Source organism: Streptomyces sp. NPDC001549 (genome assembly GCF_042894025.1).
GTDB classification, from domain to species: domain Bacteria; phylum Actinomycetota; class Actinomycetes; order Streptomycetales; family Streptomycetaceae; genus Streptomyces; species Streptomyces kutzneri.
The window spans coordinates 160,981-174,925 of record NZ_JBIAVJ010000004.1; the positions used below are offsets into that span (position 1 = coordinate 160,981).

A 13,945-nucleotide genomic window follows, 5' to 3' on the forward strand; every position below is an offset into this window, starting at 1 on the left:
CCTGCGTCACTCAGGTCCGGCAGTCGCGGCCCTTGTTGATGCAGTCGACGAGCGCGGCCATCTGCCGGTCGGTCATCGCGTTCACGAACATCGCGTGATCGGTCTTCGGGCTGTGCCGCTGCTCGGGGAAGGAGTCGAGGGCCACGTTCAGCCCCGGGGGGATCTCGTAGGCGAGGGAGACGCGCAGTTCCGGAACCGGGAAGGTGTCCTTGGGGCAGACACCGTTCGCGGCCGTGAAGAGCAGGTGCGAGCGGTGCGTGACGCCGACGGTGTCGAGGCCGTTCCAGCAGCTCGGGAACACCAGGGTGCGGGTGACGCGTTCGCCCGCGGGGCAGCGCGGGTAGCGGGTGGTGGCCCGGTCCGGGGAGCCCGAACACCCCCAGCGGGCCCGGACGTCGGCCTCGCTGTCCGCCGTGTACGCGACGGCGTCGCCGGTCATCGCGCGCAGGAAGCGCGGCATCGGCACCACCTTGCTCACGGGGTTGCCGCGGAACTCCACCAGGACCGAGGTCTCCGGCACGATCTCGCCGACGTTCCCGTGCCCCGCCGAATCCTCGTGCGGGCGCGTGCCCGGGCGGTCGGGGCGGCGCAGGACGGGCCAGTAGTACGTGGACCGGTCGCCGCCCGCACAGCTCGTGCCGGCCGCGTCCAGCGAGGCCTCCGTCGACAGCGCGTCGGTGGAGAGGTTCCCCACGTAGGCGTGCGTGTGATGGGCCCCGCCCTGCAGCCCGGGCGAGACCACGAGGTTGTCCTCGTTGTAGTGGCCCTGCTCGTTGCGTCCGCAATCCACCACCACCGACCCGGCGGATCCCCCGGACCCCGCGGCGGGAGCGGCTGCCGGGAGGCGCGGGACATCACGTATGTCCACGTAGTCGGACGCCACCGGCCGCCCGTCCGTCACCCCGGCGCGCGGACCGGCCGCCCGCGACGCCCCCAGGACCGCAGCGATCAGCCCGCCGCCCAGGACCAGGCAGATGGCGAGAGTGAGCAGCCGGTGTTCGTTCCACATGCCGGTCACGGTTGCCGGTGGCGCCCCCGCCGTCAACTGGTCATCCATATGACGGGCGCGACGCCGTCGTTTGTGTGTTCCGGTGTGGGCCGGTCACAGGCCCGGGGACGGTGAGGCCGACGGTTCACCGTGACGGATAGTGTGCCCGCATGAGTTCGGGCGAGGGGGCCGAGGGCATGGGCGCGGATCGTGACGGCGGGGACTGGGGTGCCACGCGCGCCTGGGTGGAGCAGGAGTTGTCCGAGGCCGAGCGCATCGAGCAGGCCGTACGGCTGCGCGGCGGCTGGACCTCGGAGATGCGGCGCCTGGACCTGGGCGGCCCGGACGGTCGGCGCTCGCTCGTCCTGCGGTCCTTCGTCAAACCCTTCTTCGTCCGGCACGCGGAGGGCCTGCTGACCCGTGAAGCGGCGATCCTGCGCCTGCTCGGTGACACGGACGTGCCCGCGGCCACGCTGGTGGCGGTGGATGCGACGGCGCAGCACTGCGACCACCCCTCCCTGCTGATGTCCCTGTTGCCGGGAACCGTGCGCCTGGACGATCAGGATGCCGACGACCGCGCCGAACTGCTGGCCCGTCAACTGGTGCGTATCCATCAGCTGCTGATAGCCGCGCAACAGCGGCCCCGCACCTATCAGGCCTGGGCCTCTGCCGAGCGGGTGACGCCGCCCGCGGCCACCGAGCGGCCCGAGCTCTGGCAGCGGGCGGTCGACGTCATCCGCCGGGATCCGCCGGACTACCGGGGCCGCTTTCTGCACCGGGACTTCCATCCCGGGAACGTCCTCTTCACCGGCGCGGACGGGGACCTCCGGATCAGTGGCGTCGTCGACTGGGTGGAGACCTCCTGGGGGCCCGCCGACCTGGACGTGGCGCACTGCTCGACGGCCCTCGCGCTGCTGCACGGGGTTCCCGCGGGGATGGGCTTCGCGGACCGCTATGCCGCCGCGGGAGGAACCCTGACCGAGGACCGCGCGGCCCACCTCTACTGGCGGCTGCTGGACACGCTGGGCTTCGCTCCCGACGCGGAGAAGGTCGGCGTGCCCTGGCGTGAACTGGGCCGCGTCGACCTGACGGCCCGTGTCCTGACCCGGAGACTGGAGGGCTACATCCAAGCCCTCTTCGAGAGGTATGCCTGAATCATCACATCCCGGCCGGCCTGCCGACGGCCTGCCGTTGGCCGACGCCGGCCGGGATGCGGCGAGCACTCAGTCGAGGGCGTCGGCCCGGAGGATCCGGATGATGACGGCCTCCGCCTGCTCCGGGTTCTCCTCCAGCCAGGCACCGAGGTGCTCCCGGACGGCCTCCGCGACACAGGCGCGCACCACGGCCGAATCGCGGCCGTGGGCCCGCCGGGGCCGCGTACGACCCCGTTCCCGGCGGCCCCGAGGTGCCTGATTCCGGTGTGCGCCTCAGTCCGGTGTGAGGCACCGCGTCAGCGCCGCCCGCTGCTGTTCCGGCAGGCGGTCACCCAGCGGCGTCCGCCTGGGGCTGTGGCCGCCGTCGCAGATCCGGCTGCGCTCGTCGACGTCGAACCACCACGCCCCGGCACCCCACATGGGATGGCCTTCCAGCAGGCGTCGGGCCGGCGCCTCGCAGCCCTCCGGGGCGCCGGTGGCGATCAGCGCCTCGACCACCGCGACCCCGCGTGCCCGGCCGCACTGGCTACGATCGGCCGATGATCACTTCCGTCACGCTCGAGGCCGCCGCGACACCGACCGCTTCCGCTCTCGTTCTCCGGCCCTGGTGCGTGGAAGACGTCGCCGCCCTGGTCGAGGCCTCCCCGGATCCCGGGCTGGAGTGCGAGGACGACGGACTGAGGTGGGTGCGGGCCCAGGAGCGGGGCTGGGCGGCGGGGGTCCGGTTCGGATTCGCCGTCCTGGAGGCGGCCCGGGGCGCGACAGCGGCGCGGTTGGTGGGCAACGTCGTCCTCAAGGAGGTCGCGTTCGGCAAGGCCTCCGCCGAGGTCGGCTACTGGACGGCGGCGGAGGCACGGGGCCGGGGCGTTGCCCCGCGAGCCCTGGAAGCCCTCACCGCCTGGTCCCTGGACGCTTTCCGGGCCGACGGCCTGGAGCGCCTCGAACTGCTCCACCAGGTGGACAACCTCGCATCCTGCCGGGTCGCGGCCAAGTGCGGTTACACGTACGACAGGACGCTGGCGTCCGCGCCCCCCGCCTACCCCCTCGACGGTCATCTGCACGTGCGTCGCGCGGCTTCCTGACCCGTCACCGACGGGGCCGAGGTTGTCCGTGGGGCCGCTTGTCCGGCCGTGCGGCGACCGCGCACAGTGGGGCGTATGACATCAGAGCTGACACCCGCCGAGCCCCTGCACGCATTCGCCCGCACCCGCGCCTCGCTCGACGGCGCCGAGGTCACGTACCGGTGGACCGGGGACGTCCACTCCTGGGCCCCCGGCGAGCCCTACCGGCGTCTCTTCGGCTTCGAAGGGCTCAATGTCGCGCGCCTCGTGGCGGACGAGGAGCTCGGCGGCTACCAGCTCCTGTCCAGGGAGGCCGCGTTCTACCTCGACCCCGGGACCCGGCAGATCCTGGAGACCTGGGAGGACAAGCCCGTGGTCCACGTCTGGAACGATCCGGCCAACCAGAAGTGGCGGCCCTTCCCGGTCCCCGTGACGGAACTGGGCGACCAGGTCTGCTTCAGCCTGGAGATCCCGCTGGCCTACCCCTCGCCCCTGCCGGTCGCGCAGTATCCCGCCCACTCGGCCGACGACACCTACCGCGCCCTGGAGCTGTTCCAGTTCTTCGCGCCCGCGGCCACCCTGACCACCGACGCGGTGAGCGTCCCCGCCACGATGTCCTGGACCCGGATGTCCCCGTGGCTGCCCTGGATGGAACAGGGGCAGCGCCCCGGCGGCCTCACCTTCCACTGTCGCGGCCGCAAGCTGGACTCGTACGCGCAGGTCCCGGAGCGCACCCGCGCGTACATCGCCGAGCACCACCCCGAATTCGCCCACGCGCCGGAGAAGTGGAGCGAGCCGAACGAGACCAGCTGGACGTACTTCCGCAAGCTCTTCCCGCCGCGGTAGGAACGGCCCCGCTCCCGGCCCCGCTCCCGACCCCGCTCCCGGCCCCGGCCCCGCTCCCGCTCCCGGCCCCGCTCCCGCCACCGCTCCCGGCCCTGCTCCCGGTCCCGCGCGGCGATCGCGCGGGCGCCGAACATACCTGGTCAGCGCCCCTGCCGAGGGACCCCCGGGGGGAGCCGCAGGGGGCGGACAAGGGTTTTCCCCGTATCGAGTTCATCCCCGTGTTGCCTACTGTCTGCCCACCGGCGATCTTCCCCTGACCCTGAGGCACACACGCCAACCCCACATGGCGTGAAGGCCGCACCGGTCGGGGGGAGAGCCGGGACCGCCGTTGCCCGGCCCCGCCGTTGCGGCTCGGGCGACGTGGCGCGCGGCGGAGGCCGGGGCGAGCTCGACCAACTCGCTCCCGGTCCCGCGGCCGCCGGAACCTCCCACACTGCACTGACCGGCCGCTCCGGCATGCCCGGAAACGGCCCTCGAAGGGGAACACGTGCACGCTTCCAGACGTCGGCTCATATCCGTGGTGGCCATGTCCGTCACCCTGCTCGCCGGCTCCGCCACCGCCACCGCCTCGGTGGCCGCGGCCGTCGAGAACCCCGGCGCGGCACCGGCGGCGGCCACGGTCGCACCGACCGCGCCGGTCGCGAACCTCATCGTCGGATACAAGTCCTCGGCCACCGAGGCCAGCTCGAACACCGCGGCGGCCGACGACGCCACCGCCAAGGGCAAGAAGGCCGGCAACAAGAAGGCGAAGTTCGACCGTCGCCTCGGCACCGGAGCCGCCCTCGTCAACCTGGGTGGTGCGACCGCCCCGGCCGACGCGGCGGACGTGATGGCCCAGTTCCGCGCCGACCCGGACGTCGCCTACGTCGAGCCGGACACCCGCGCCTACGCCCAGGCCGTCACCCCGAACGACACCGAGTACGCCAAGCAGTGGGACCTCTTCGAGTCCACCGCCGGCATGAACGTCCCCGGTGCCTGGGACAAGACCACGGGCTCCGGCGTCACCGTCGCCGTGATCGACACCGGCTACGTCGCCCACTCGGACGTCGCGCCGAACATCGTCTCCGGCTACGACTTCATCTCGACCTCCTCCGAGGCCCGCGACGGCAACGGCCGTGACGGCAACCCGGCCGACGAGGGCGACTGGAACGCCACCGACGGCGAGTGCGGTGTCGGCTCCAAGGCCAGCACCTCCTCGTGGCACGGCACCCACGTCGCGGGCACCATCGCCGCGGCCACCAACAACTCCAAGGGTGTCGCCGGCATCGCCTACGGCGCGAAGATCCAGCCCGTCCGCGTGCTCGGCAAGTGCGGCGGCGCCACCTCGGACATCGTCGACGCCATCACCTGGGCCTCCGGCGGCTCCGTCGCGGGCGTCCCGGCCAACGCCACCCCCGCCAAGGTCATCAACATGAGCCTCGGCGGCCCGGGTGCCTGCGGCACGAGCTACCAGAACGCCATCAACGCCGCCGTCGCCCGCGGTACGACCGTCGTGGTCGCCGCCGGCAACAGCAACGCCAACGCGTCCGGCTACTCGCCCGCCAGCTGCAACAACGTGATCAACGTGGCGTCGACCAACCGCGCCGGCGAGCGCTCGTACTACTCGAACTACGGCACGATCATCGACATCGCCGCCCCGGGCGGTGAGACCCGCCGCGCCACCGACACGCCCGGCACCGTCACCACCCCCGAGAACGCGATCCTCTCCACCCTGAACGCCGGCACCACCACCCCCGGTGCCGAGATCTACAAGCCCTACCAGGGCACCAGCATGGCCGCCCCGCACATCGCGGGCCTGGCCGCCCTGCTGAAGTCGGCGAACACCTCGCTGACCCCGGCCCAGATCGAGTCGGCGATCAAGACCAACGCCCGCCCGCTGGCCGGTACCTGCACCGGTGGCTGCGGCGCCGGCCTCGCCGACGCGGCCGCGACCGTCGCCGCCGTGACCTCGACCCCGCCCACCTCGGGCCGCGAGAACACCACGGACTACGCCATCGGTGACAACACCACCGTGGAGAGCCCGATCACCGTCACCGGTGTGACCGGCAACGCCCCGGCCACCCTCAAGGTGGGCGTGAACATCGTCCACAGCTACATCGGCGACCTCAAGGTCGACCTGGTCGCCCCGGACGGCAGCGTCTACAACCTGCACAACCGCTCCGGCGGCAGCACGGCCAACATCAACCAGGTCTACACCGTGAACGCCTCCTCCGAGGTCGCGAACGGCACCTGGAAGCTGCGGGTCAACGACAACGCCGGCGGCGACACCGGCAAGATCGACTCCTGGAACCTGACCTTCTGATCAGGAGCCAAATCGGCCTGACGGCCCGATAGTACGGACCAAGGCAAGCCCGCGGACCTGCTGATACACCTCGTATCGGCAGGTCCGACGGGTTTTCCCGGCACGCGACTGATTTCTGCGTCACAATCCGTGTCCGCCCGCCACTCGACCTCGTATTGTCGCCTCTCACAGGAAGGGCACCGGAGCTGGGGACCGAGAGGCTGGTGGCTGTGCGTGGTGGCGGCGACGGGGCACGCTGACACAAGTGTCGGACACGGAGAACTGATCAAGGCGGTCGACCGCGCGCTCACCACGCACGGCCGGGCGCTCCTGACCGGACCGGCCGGCGCGGGCAAGACCGAGGTGGTGCGCGCCGTCGCGGCCGCGGCCGAATCGCGCCGCGAGACCGTGCTGCGCCTCGCCCCCGAGGCCGCCGACCAATGGATACCCGAGGCGTCCGCCGCCGCCCTCCTCGCCTCCGTACCCGGCGGCGCCCTGGAACAGCTCTCCGGCCCCCAGCGCACCGCCATCGCCCTCCTGCGCCGCGAGGCCGACGCCCCCCGGGCCGGCCGCGACCACATCGCCCTGCGCCTCGCCGTGGTCGAGGTGCTGCGGACGCTCGCCGACCGCGACCCCGTCCTGCTCGTCCTCGACAACGCCCAGTGGCTCGACGCCGAGAGCACCGACCTGCTCCGCTTCGCCCTGCGCCTCACCCCGCCCCGCGTACGGGTCCTGGTCGCCGAATGCGTCCAGGGCGGGGTCCCGGTGGGCGAACCTCTCTGCGGCCCCGGCGTCCCCGCCATCCGGGTACCCCCGCTGGGCGCCGACGAGGTCGCCGAACTCCTGGTCCGCCACGGCCTCCCGGCCCGCCTCGCCGGCCGCATCCACCAGGCCAGCGGCGGCAACCCGCGCCTCGCCCTCGCCCTCGGCCACTCCCTCGCCGAAGCCGCCGAGGCCCGCGACAGCAGCGCCCACCACGCCGACACCCTGCCCGTCTCCGGACAGGCCCGCGAGGTGGCCCGCCGGCTCCTGGCCGCCGCCCCCGCCCAGGCCCGCCGCACCCTGCTGCTCGCCGCCCTCGCCACCCGCCCCACCATCTCCCTGCTGCGCCGCGCCGGCCGCCCCGACGCCGAGGCCGAGCTGGCCGAGGCGGAACGGGCCGCGCTGGTCAGGGTGGGCGAGGACGGCTCCGTGGAGTTCACCGCCGGCGCCCTGCCCACCGCCCTCGCCGCCGACGCCGGCTGGCCCGAACGCGCCGCCGGACACGCGGCCCTGGCCGCCGCCGTCGACGATCCCGTCCAGGCCGTACGCCACCGCGCGCTGGCCGTGGACACCCCCGACCAGTGGCTCGCCGAGGAGATCACCGAGGCCGCCGCGGCCTGCCGCCGCCGGGGCCAGCGCGCCCTCGCCGCCGAACTGGGCCTGCTCGCCGCCGAACGTACGCCGTCCTGGCTGGCCGGCGAGGAACTGGCCCGCCTGGTCGCGGCCGCCGAGGACGCCGGCTGGTCCGGCCGCGCCGACCTCGCCCGCCGCGCCACCGGGGCCGTGCTGGCCCGCGACGCCTCGCCCGCCGACCGGGTACGGGCCCGGCTCGCCGTGATCGACGCCGCGGGGCAGGCCCTGGGCGCCCTCGACGAGACCATCGCGTACGCCATGGACGAGGCCGCCGGGGACCCCTCGCTCCAGGCCGCCGTCCAGCTGCGGATCGCCTGGAAGCACAACCTCAGCGACGGCGACCCGGTCCGCTCCCGCGACGCCGCGGCCCGTGCCGGGGCGCTCGCCGCACTCGGCGGCGACCAGGTAGCCGAGGCCATGGCCCTGACCGTACGGGCCCGCATGGGCCGCATCCTCGGCGACCCGGGCGCCGAGGCGATCCTGGCCGAGGCCCTCGCCCTGCCCGCCCCCGAGGTGCCCCTCGGCATGCGCAACGCGCCCCAGTACCTCGCCGTCCGGCACGCCCTCTTCGACGACGGCCTCGACGACGCCCGCCGCCAGCTGATGGTCCTGCTGCCCGCCGTCCAGCGCACCGGTTCCGCCGAGGACGTCTTCGAGGTCCTGCGCAGCCTCACCGAGGTCGAACTGCGCAGCGGCCGGTGCGAGGCGGCCTCCGCCCACGCCCGCCGGGCCCTGGAGCTCACGATCGACGCGGGCCTCTCGCCCGGCCCCGCCTGGTACGTCGCCGCGATGGCCGAAGCCATGGGCGGCAGCTTCGCCCGGGCCGCCGGATACGCCCGGCGCGGCATCCAGGCCTCGCAGGAGGAGCAGGACCAGGTCTTCCTCTCCCGCAGCCTGCACGCGCTCGGCCTCGTCGAACTCGCCACGGGAGAGGCGGCGAAGGCCGTCGCCACCCTGCGCCGCGTCGCCGAACTGGAGGCCGCCCAGCAGGTGGTGGACCCCTCGATCCTGCGCTGGCACGGGGAGCTCGCCGAGGCCCTGATCGCCGCCGACGCACCCGAGGAGGCGGCCCGGCTGCTGTCCTCCGTCCGCACGGTCGCCGTCGGCCTCGGCCGTACCGGGGTCGTCGCGGCGCTCGACCGGGCCCGCGGGCTGTGCCTGTCCGCCCAGGGCGACGCCGACGCGGCCGTGCACCTGCTGGAGACCACCGCCCAGCGCTTCGACGCCCTCCGGCTGCCGCTGGAACGCGGCCGCACGCTGCTCGCCCTCGCCCGGGTGGAGCGCCGGCGGCGCCGGCGCGCGCCGGCCCGCGCGGCACTCCGGGCCGCGGCCGAGGTCTTCGACCGGGCCGGGGCCGCCCCCTGGACGGAGCTCGCCAGGGAACCGGCCGCCGGTGACGGCGCCGGTGCGCGGGTACCGGCGGCCGCGACCCTGACCGAGGCCGAGACCCGGCTCGCGCTGCTGGTCAGCCAGGGCGCCAGCAACCAGGAGGCCGCGGCGAAGCTGTTCCTCAGCGTCAAGACGGTCGAGGCCCGGCTGACCCGGATCTACCAGAAGCTCGACGTCCGCTCACGGGCCCAGCTGGCCACCGCGCTGCGCACGCGGTGACCGCCACGGCACCCCCTAGCAGCCGAGGTTGTTCCCGGGGGTCACCCCGAGCAGCTGAGTGAAGCTCTGGTACTTCGAGATGCGGCTCTGGACCTGGGCGGGGTTGCCGCCGTTGCACTCCAGGGAGCCGTTGATGGAGCGGATGGTCTCCCCGAAGCCCGCACCGTTCACCATGGCGGCGTGGGCGGTCATCGTGCCCGGGCCGTTCTGGGTGTTCCAGTACCAGAGCGCCGTCTTCATGGCGACGGCCGGATCCTGCTCCACGAGGTACGGGTTGGCGAGCAGGTTGATGCCGAGGGCGTCACCGGCCGCCTTGTAGTTGAAGTTCCAGCTGAGCTGGATGGGCCCGCGGCCGTAGTAGGCGGCCTGTCCGGCGGGACAGCCGTACGGCTGGCTCGCGTCGCAGTAGTGGGGGTAGTTGGCGGTGTTCTGCTCCACGATGTGCACGAGTCCGCCCGTCTCGTGGGAGACGTTCGCGAGGAAGGCCGCAGCCTCGCGCCGCTTGGTGGTGTCGTCGCCGGTCTTGGCGAAACCGGGGTAGGCGGACAGCGCCGCGACCAGGCCGTTGTAGGTGTAGAAGGGGTTCCGGTTCGGGAACATCTGGTTGAACTGGGCCTCGGAGACCACGAATCCGGTGGGGTTGCCCGGATCCGGGTCCTGGCCCCCGCCGCCGCAGGTGCCCTGGTCCGACCAGACGCCCCACTGGCCGGTGGTGCCGGGCGTCTCGCCCTGAGTCCACCACTTCGCCTGCCAGTTGTGGCCGCCGTACGAGGCGCTCATGCCGCCCGTGTAGACGGCGGAGGAGGCCCAGGCGCCGGCGCAGGGGGCCGCGGCGACGGCGGGGGAGGAGGGGAGGGTGAGGGTGAGACCGGCCGTGACGGCCGCGGCGGCGGTGAGTGCGAGGGCGCGGAGGCGAAGCGCACGTATCACGTAACTGCTCCTTCAGTGGGGGGACTTGCCGTGGGGGCAACGGTGCCCACTGAAGCGAAAATGGTCTGAACCTGTCAAGGTCTAGACCAAATGAAACGCGCCGGTGTCACGCGTGACGCGTGACACCGGCGCGGAATCGAACCGATCAGCTGCCCGCGGAGAGGTTTCCGGAGAGGACCGGGATGTTGCTGGCAATGTGCGAGAGGGCCTCGTCACCCTTGGCCTGGGTGGAGTTCTCGGTGCACTGCTGGTTCTGCGGGCTGGCGAGGACGTTGACGTCCTGGACGCCGACGTTGGCGAGGACCGCGAACAGGGACTGGGCGTTGACCTTGGCCGGCAGGCCGATGCAGAGCTTGTTGAGCGAGCCCTGGACGGCGCCGAGCTGCGGGCTCATCTTGCCGTGGGTCTCCTGGTTGCCGTAGATCTGGGCCGAGCCGTTGCCGTTGACGGTGTTCACGCCGTTGTCGTTGCCGATCGCCATCGCCGGGGAGGCGACTGCGGCACCCGCGCCGAGCACGGCGGCGGTGGCGGCTGCGGTGGCCATGAACTTCTTGAACATGTGGGGATCCTTCTGTCGCACTGTCGCGTGTGATGGCTGCCCTCGGCGGGACGTGCTGATCAACTGTCGACGGCGCTCGGGGTTATCCCCACTCACCCGAGTGGCCCAATGACGGATCGAGCCACCCCCGGCCGCGGCGGCGGGGGCGAGCTCCTCGGGTCCGAGGGTCAGCCGGTCTTGCGGCGGACCTTCTTGTTCTTGCCGCCGGGGCCGCTGCTGGCACCCTGGACCTTCGCCCGGCTCTGGTGGGCCTGCTGGGACTGAGCGTTCGCGGCGTTGCGGTCCAGGGCCTCCCGGAACTTGCGCTTGGCCGCGTCGGCCGGGGACTCGTCCTGCGGGGTGTCGGTTTCGTCAGCCATTTTGTCCTCCTGGGGTGATCAAGCGGTTTCAGTCTGTCAGGTGACGCCCGTGCTGACCAGCGAGTTCCCCTATGCCCCAAGGACTGCTTGGGGAGGTCATAAGTTTTGATTATGGGGTCATAAAGGGATACCGGGTGCTGAGTTAGGTTTACCTTCGTTTAGGGTTCCCCTTGATCCACCTTGCCGTCGCTCGAAGGGAACCTCTGTCATGCCTCGCCCTCTGCGGGTAGCAATCGTCGGTGCCGGCCCCGCCGGTATCTACGCCGCCGACGCGCTGCTGAAGTCCGAGGCAGCCGTCGAGCCCGGTGTGTCCATCGACCTCTTCGAGCGGATGCCCGCGCCCTTCGGCCTGATCCGGTACGGCGTCGCCCCCGACCACCCCCGGATCAAGGGCATCATCACCGCCCTTCACCAGGTGCTCGACAAGCCGCAGGTGCGCCTCTTCGGGAACGTCGACTACCCGAACGACATCAGCCTCGACGCGCTGCAGTCCTTCTACGACGCCGTGATCTTCTCCACCGGTGCCACGGCCGACCGCGCGCTGGCCATCCCCGGCGTCGACCTCGACGGCTCCTACGGCGCCGCCGACTTCGTCTCCTGGTACGACGGTCACCCGGACGTCCCGCGCACCTGGCCGCTGGAGGCCGAGAAGGTCGCCGTGCTCGGCGTCGGCAACGTCGCCCTCGACGTCGCGCGCATCCTCGCGAAGACGGCCGACGAGCTGCTTCCGACCGAGATCCCGGCGAACGTCCACGACGGGCTCAAGGCGAACAAGGCCCTCGAGGTGCACGTCTTCGGCCGCCGGGGTCCGGCGCAGGCCAAGTTCAGCCCCATGGAGCTCCGGGAGCTGGACCACTCGCCCAACATCGAGGTCATCGTCAACCCCGAGGACATCGACTACGACGAGGGCTCCATAGCCACCCGCCGCGCCAACAAGCAGGCCGACATGGTCGCCAAGACCCTGGAGAACTGGGCGATCCGCGACATCGGCGAGCGCCCGCACAAGCTGTTCCTGCACTTCTTCGAGTCGCCCGCCGAGATCCTCGGCGAGGACGGCAAGGTCGTCGGACTGCGCACCGAGCGCACCGAGCTCGACGGCACGGGCAACGTCAAGGGCACGGGCAACTTCACCGACTGGGACGTCCAGTCCGTCTACCGGGCCGTCGGCTACCTCTCCGACGAGCTGCCCAAGCTCCCCTGGGACGTCGAGTCCGGCACGGTCCCGGACGAGGGCGGCCGCGTGGTCGAAGCCGGTGGCCACCTGCAGTCGACGTACGTCACCGGATGGATCCGGCGCGGTCCGGTCGGCCTGATCGGCCACACCAAGGGTGACGCGAACGAGACCGTCGCGAACCTGCTCGCCGACCACGCGGAGGGCCGCCTGAGCGAGCCGGCCGCCCCGGAGCCGGAGGCCGTCGAGGCCTTCCTCGCCGAGCGCAGCGTCCGCTACACGACGTGGGAGGGCTGGCACAAGCTGGACGCGGCCGAGAAGGCCCTCGGCGAGCCCCAGGGCCGCGAGCGGGTGAAGATCGTCGAGCGCGAGGACATGCTCGACGCGAGCGGAGCGTAACGCGAGAGGGCCGGAACCCAAGGACGGGGTCCCGGCCCTCCGTACGTCCTGGGGCCGAGCGGCGGCGCCGCTGTCCGGGCAACGGGACCAGGTTCGGTCCGGCCGGTCACGGCTGTGGGAGGATGCCGTCCATGAGGGATATCCGAAGGGGCCGTGCCGCGTAGAACGCCGGCGTCGCTTCGGCCACAGGGACGTGGCCGGAGGAGCCCCTGGGTGCGTTATCGCGATGTCCCCGGCCTGTCGGGGGCGGCGAATGCGGCCGTCCGCGTGGTCGAGCGGGGTCGACTGGCGCCGGGCATCGTGTCCGTCGCGCTGAGCGTGTGGTCGGTCCGCGTCCACGGCGTCGAACGCCGGTGGAGACCGTGGGAGGCCGAGTTCACCTGCCCGTGCTGTGGCGAAGGCTGGGCCCGGGACAAGCTGCAAGAGGCTCTGTCCATGCTGCCGCCGAAGGCCGCCGCCGAACTGCGGGTGCAGGTCGAGTGCCTGGACGAGGTGCTGCTCGGGCGAACGCACCACGAGCCCCTGGCGGATCCGGAGTCGGCGTGGTGGCATCGCCGGTGCTGACCGTGCCCACCGGTACGCGGCCGGCGCCCGCAAGGCCCCGTCAGGCACCCCGGTCCCGCTCCAGCACGCCGCGTACGAAGGCTGCCTGCCCGGCGTGCTGCAGGTCGTCCCCCAGCACGCTGACCAGGCGTACCCCGAGGGTGACCGGCGGATCCCAGCGTTCGTCGACCACCCGGTCCAGGTCGGCGGCGGCGAGCCCGTGGACGAACCGCGCGGTCCGCTCGTGCACCGCGTCGAAGTACCCCAGCAGCAGCTCGCCCGAGTCCACCCGGACGGTGTAGACGTCCCGCGACGAGTGCCCGTACCCGGTCGCCCCGGCGGGCAGCGGCAGCGCGAACCGGTCCGACCAGCCGTCGGAGTCCCAGACCTGCTCGGTGCCGGCCGCGTCCGCGATGTGGTCGTCCTGGATCCGGGTCAGGTGCCAGATGAGCCAGGTGACCGAGTTCGCCGCCGGGTCCACGCGCGCGTTGAGCAGCTCCGGCGGGACCCCTTCCACGACCTCGTGCACGATCTCCCGGATGCGTCCGAAACCGTCGGCGATGACGTCCGTAGCCTTCATGCACCCACCATGCAAGGCCCGGGGGCCCGACCGCCGCGACCGACACGCGGAGGTCGGGCCGCCGGGCCTTG

Annotated in this window: 13 protein-coding genes; 7 read left to right on the plus strand and 6 right to left on the minus strand. The window is 72.6% G+C overall.

The genetic code is table 11. The features are described from left to right. Positions 1 to 10 precede the first annotated feature (10 nt). Positions 11 to 1,009, minus strand: coding sequence for a DUF1996 domain-containing protein (locus ACFY04_RS08575; protein WP_389115057.1), 999 nt, complete (start codon positions 1,007 to 1,009; stop codon positions 11 to 13). A gap of 149 nt (positions 1,010 to 1,158) precedes the next feature. Between ACFY04_RS08575 and ACFY04_RS08580 the strand changes: the two genes are divergently transcribed. Then, positions 1,159 to 2,142, plus strand: a complete 984-nt coding sequence (locus ACFY04_RS08580; protein ID WP_389115058.1) for a phosphotransferase family protein — start codon at positions 1,159 to 1,161, stop codon at positions 2,140 to 2,142. Between the two features lie 273 nt (positions 2,143 to 2,415). On the opposite strand, the gene ACFY04_RS08585 is transcribed toward ACFY04_RS08580, so the two are convergent. Further along, positions 2,416 to 2,640 (minus strand): hypothetical protein, encoded by a 225-nt coding sequence (locus tag ACFY04_RS08585; RefSeq protein WP_389115059.1) that lies wholly within the window; start codon positions 2,638 to 2,640, stop codon positions 2,416 to 2,418. A 41-nt stretch (positions 2,641 to 2,681) separates the two neighbouring features. Between ACFY04_RS08585 and ACFY04_RS08590 the strand changes: the two genes are divergently transcribed. From ACFY04_RS08590 to ACFY04_RS08605, 4 genes are all read left to right on the plus strand, one after another. After that, positions 2,682 to 3,224 (plus strand): GNAT family N-acetyltransferase, encoded by a 543-nt coding sequence (locus ACFY04_RS08590; RefSeq protein WP_389115060.1) that lies wholly within the window; start codon positions 2,682 to 2,684, stop codon positions 3,222 to 3,224. Positions 3,225 to 3,299: 75 nt separating this feature from the next. Beyond that, the gene (locus ACFY04_RS08595) at positions 3,300 to 4,049 is read left to right on the plus strand and encodes a DUF1838 family protein (RefSeq protein WP_389115062.1); all 750 of its coding nucleotides are present in this window, start codon (positions 3,300 to 3,302) and stop codon (positions 4,047 to 4,049) included. Positions 4,050 to 4,575: 526 nt separating this feature from the next. Next, positions 4,576 to 6,351 (plus strand): S8 family serine peptidase, encoded by a 1,776-nt coding sequence (locus ACFY04_RS08600; protein ID WP_389115444.1) that lies wholly within the window; start codon positions 4,576 to 4,578, stop codon positions 6,349 to 6,351. 213 nt (positions 6,352 to 6,564) lie between these two features. After that, the gene (locus ACFY04_RS08605) at positions 6,565 to 9,333 is read left to right on the plus strand and encodes an AAA family ATPase (RefSeq protein WP_389115064.1); all 2,769 of its coding nucleotides are present in this window, start codon (positions 6,565 to 6,567) and stop codon (positions 9,331 to 9,333) included. A 15-nt stretch (positions 9,334 to 9,348) separates the two neighbouring features. On the opposite strand, the gene ACFY04_RS08610 is transcribed toward ACFY04_RS08605, so the two are convergent. The 3 genes from ACFY04_RS08610 to ACFY04_RS08620 form a co-directional block, all read right to left on the minus strand. Continuing rightward, positions 9,349 to 10,263 carry a glycoside hydrolase family 19 protein gene (locus tag ACFY04_RS08610; RefSeq protein WP_389115066.1) on the minus strand — a complete coding sequence of 305 codons (915 nt, stop codon included), beginning with the start codon at positions 10,261 to 10,263 and terminating at the stop codon, positions 9,349 to 9,351. A gap of 145 nt (positions 10,264 to 10,408) precedes the next feature. Beyond that, positions 10,409 to 10,822, minus strand: coding sequence for a rodlin (locus ACFY04_RS08615; RefSeq protein ID WP_389115068.1), 414 nt, complete (start codon positions 10,820 to 10,822; stop codon positions 10,409 to 10,411). A gap of 167 nt (positions 10,823 to 10,989) precedes the next feature. Beyond that, on the minus strand, positions 10,990 to 11,181 hold the full coding sequence (locus ACFY04_RS08620; RefSeq protein ID WP_030384532.1) for a DUF5302 domain-containing protein: 192 nt from the start codon (positions 11,179 to 11,181) through the stop codon (positions 10,990 to 10,992). 208 nt (positions 11,182 to 11,389) lie between these two features. Between ACFY04_RS08620 and ACFY04_RS08625 the strand changes: the two genes are divergently transcribed. After that, positions 11,390 to 12,751 (plus strand): FAD-dependent oxidoreductase, encoded by a 1,362-nt coding sequence (locus ACFY04_RS08625; RefSeq protein WP_389115069.1) that lies wholly within the window; start codon positions 11,390 to 11,392, stop codon positions 12,749 to 12,751. 213 nt (positions 12,752 to 12,964) lie between these two features. After that, positions 12,965 to 13,315, plus strand: a complete 351-nt coding sequence (locus ACFY04_RS08630) for a hypothetical protein (protein ID WP_389115070.1) — start codon at positions 12,965 to 12,967, stop codon at positions 13,313 to 13,315. 40 nt (positions 13,316 to 13,355) lie between these two features. Here the strand turns inward: ACFY04_RS08630 and ACFY04_RS08635 are convergent, their stop codons facing one another. After that, on the minus strand, positions 13,356 to 13,874 hold the full coding sequence (locus ACFY04_RS08635; RefSeq protein WP_389115072.1) for a DUF664 domain-containing protein: 519 nt from the start codon (positions 13,872 to 13,874) through the stop codon (positions 13,356 to 13,358). Positions 13,875 to 13,945: the final 71 nt, after the last annotated feature.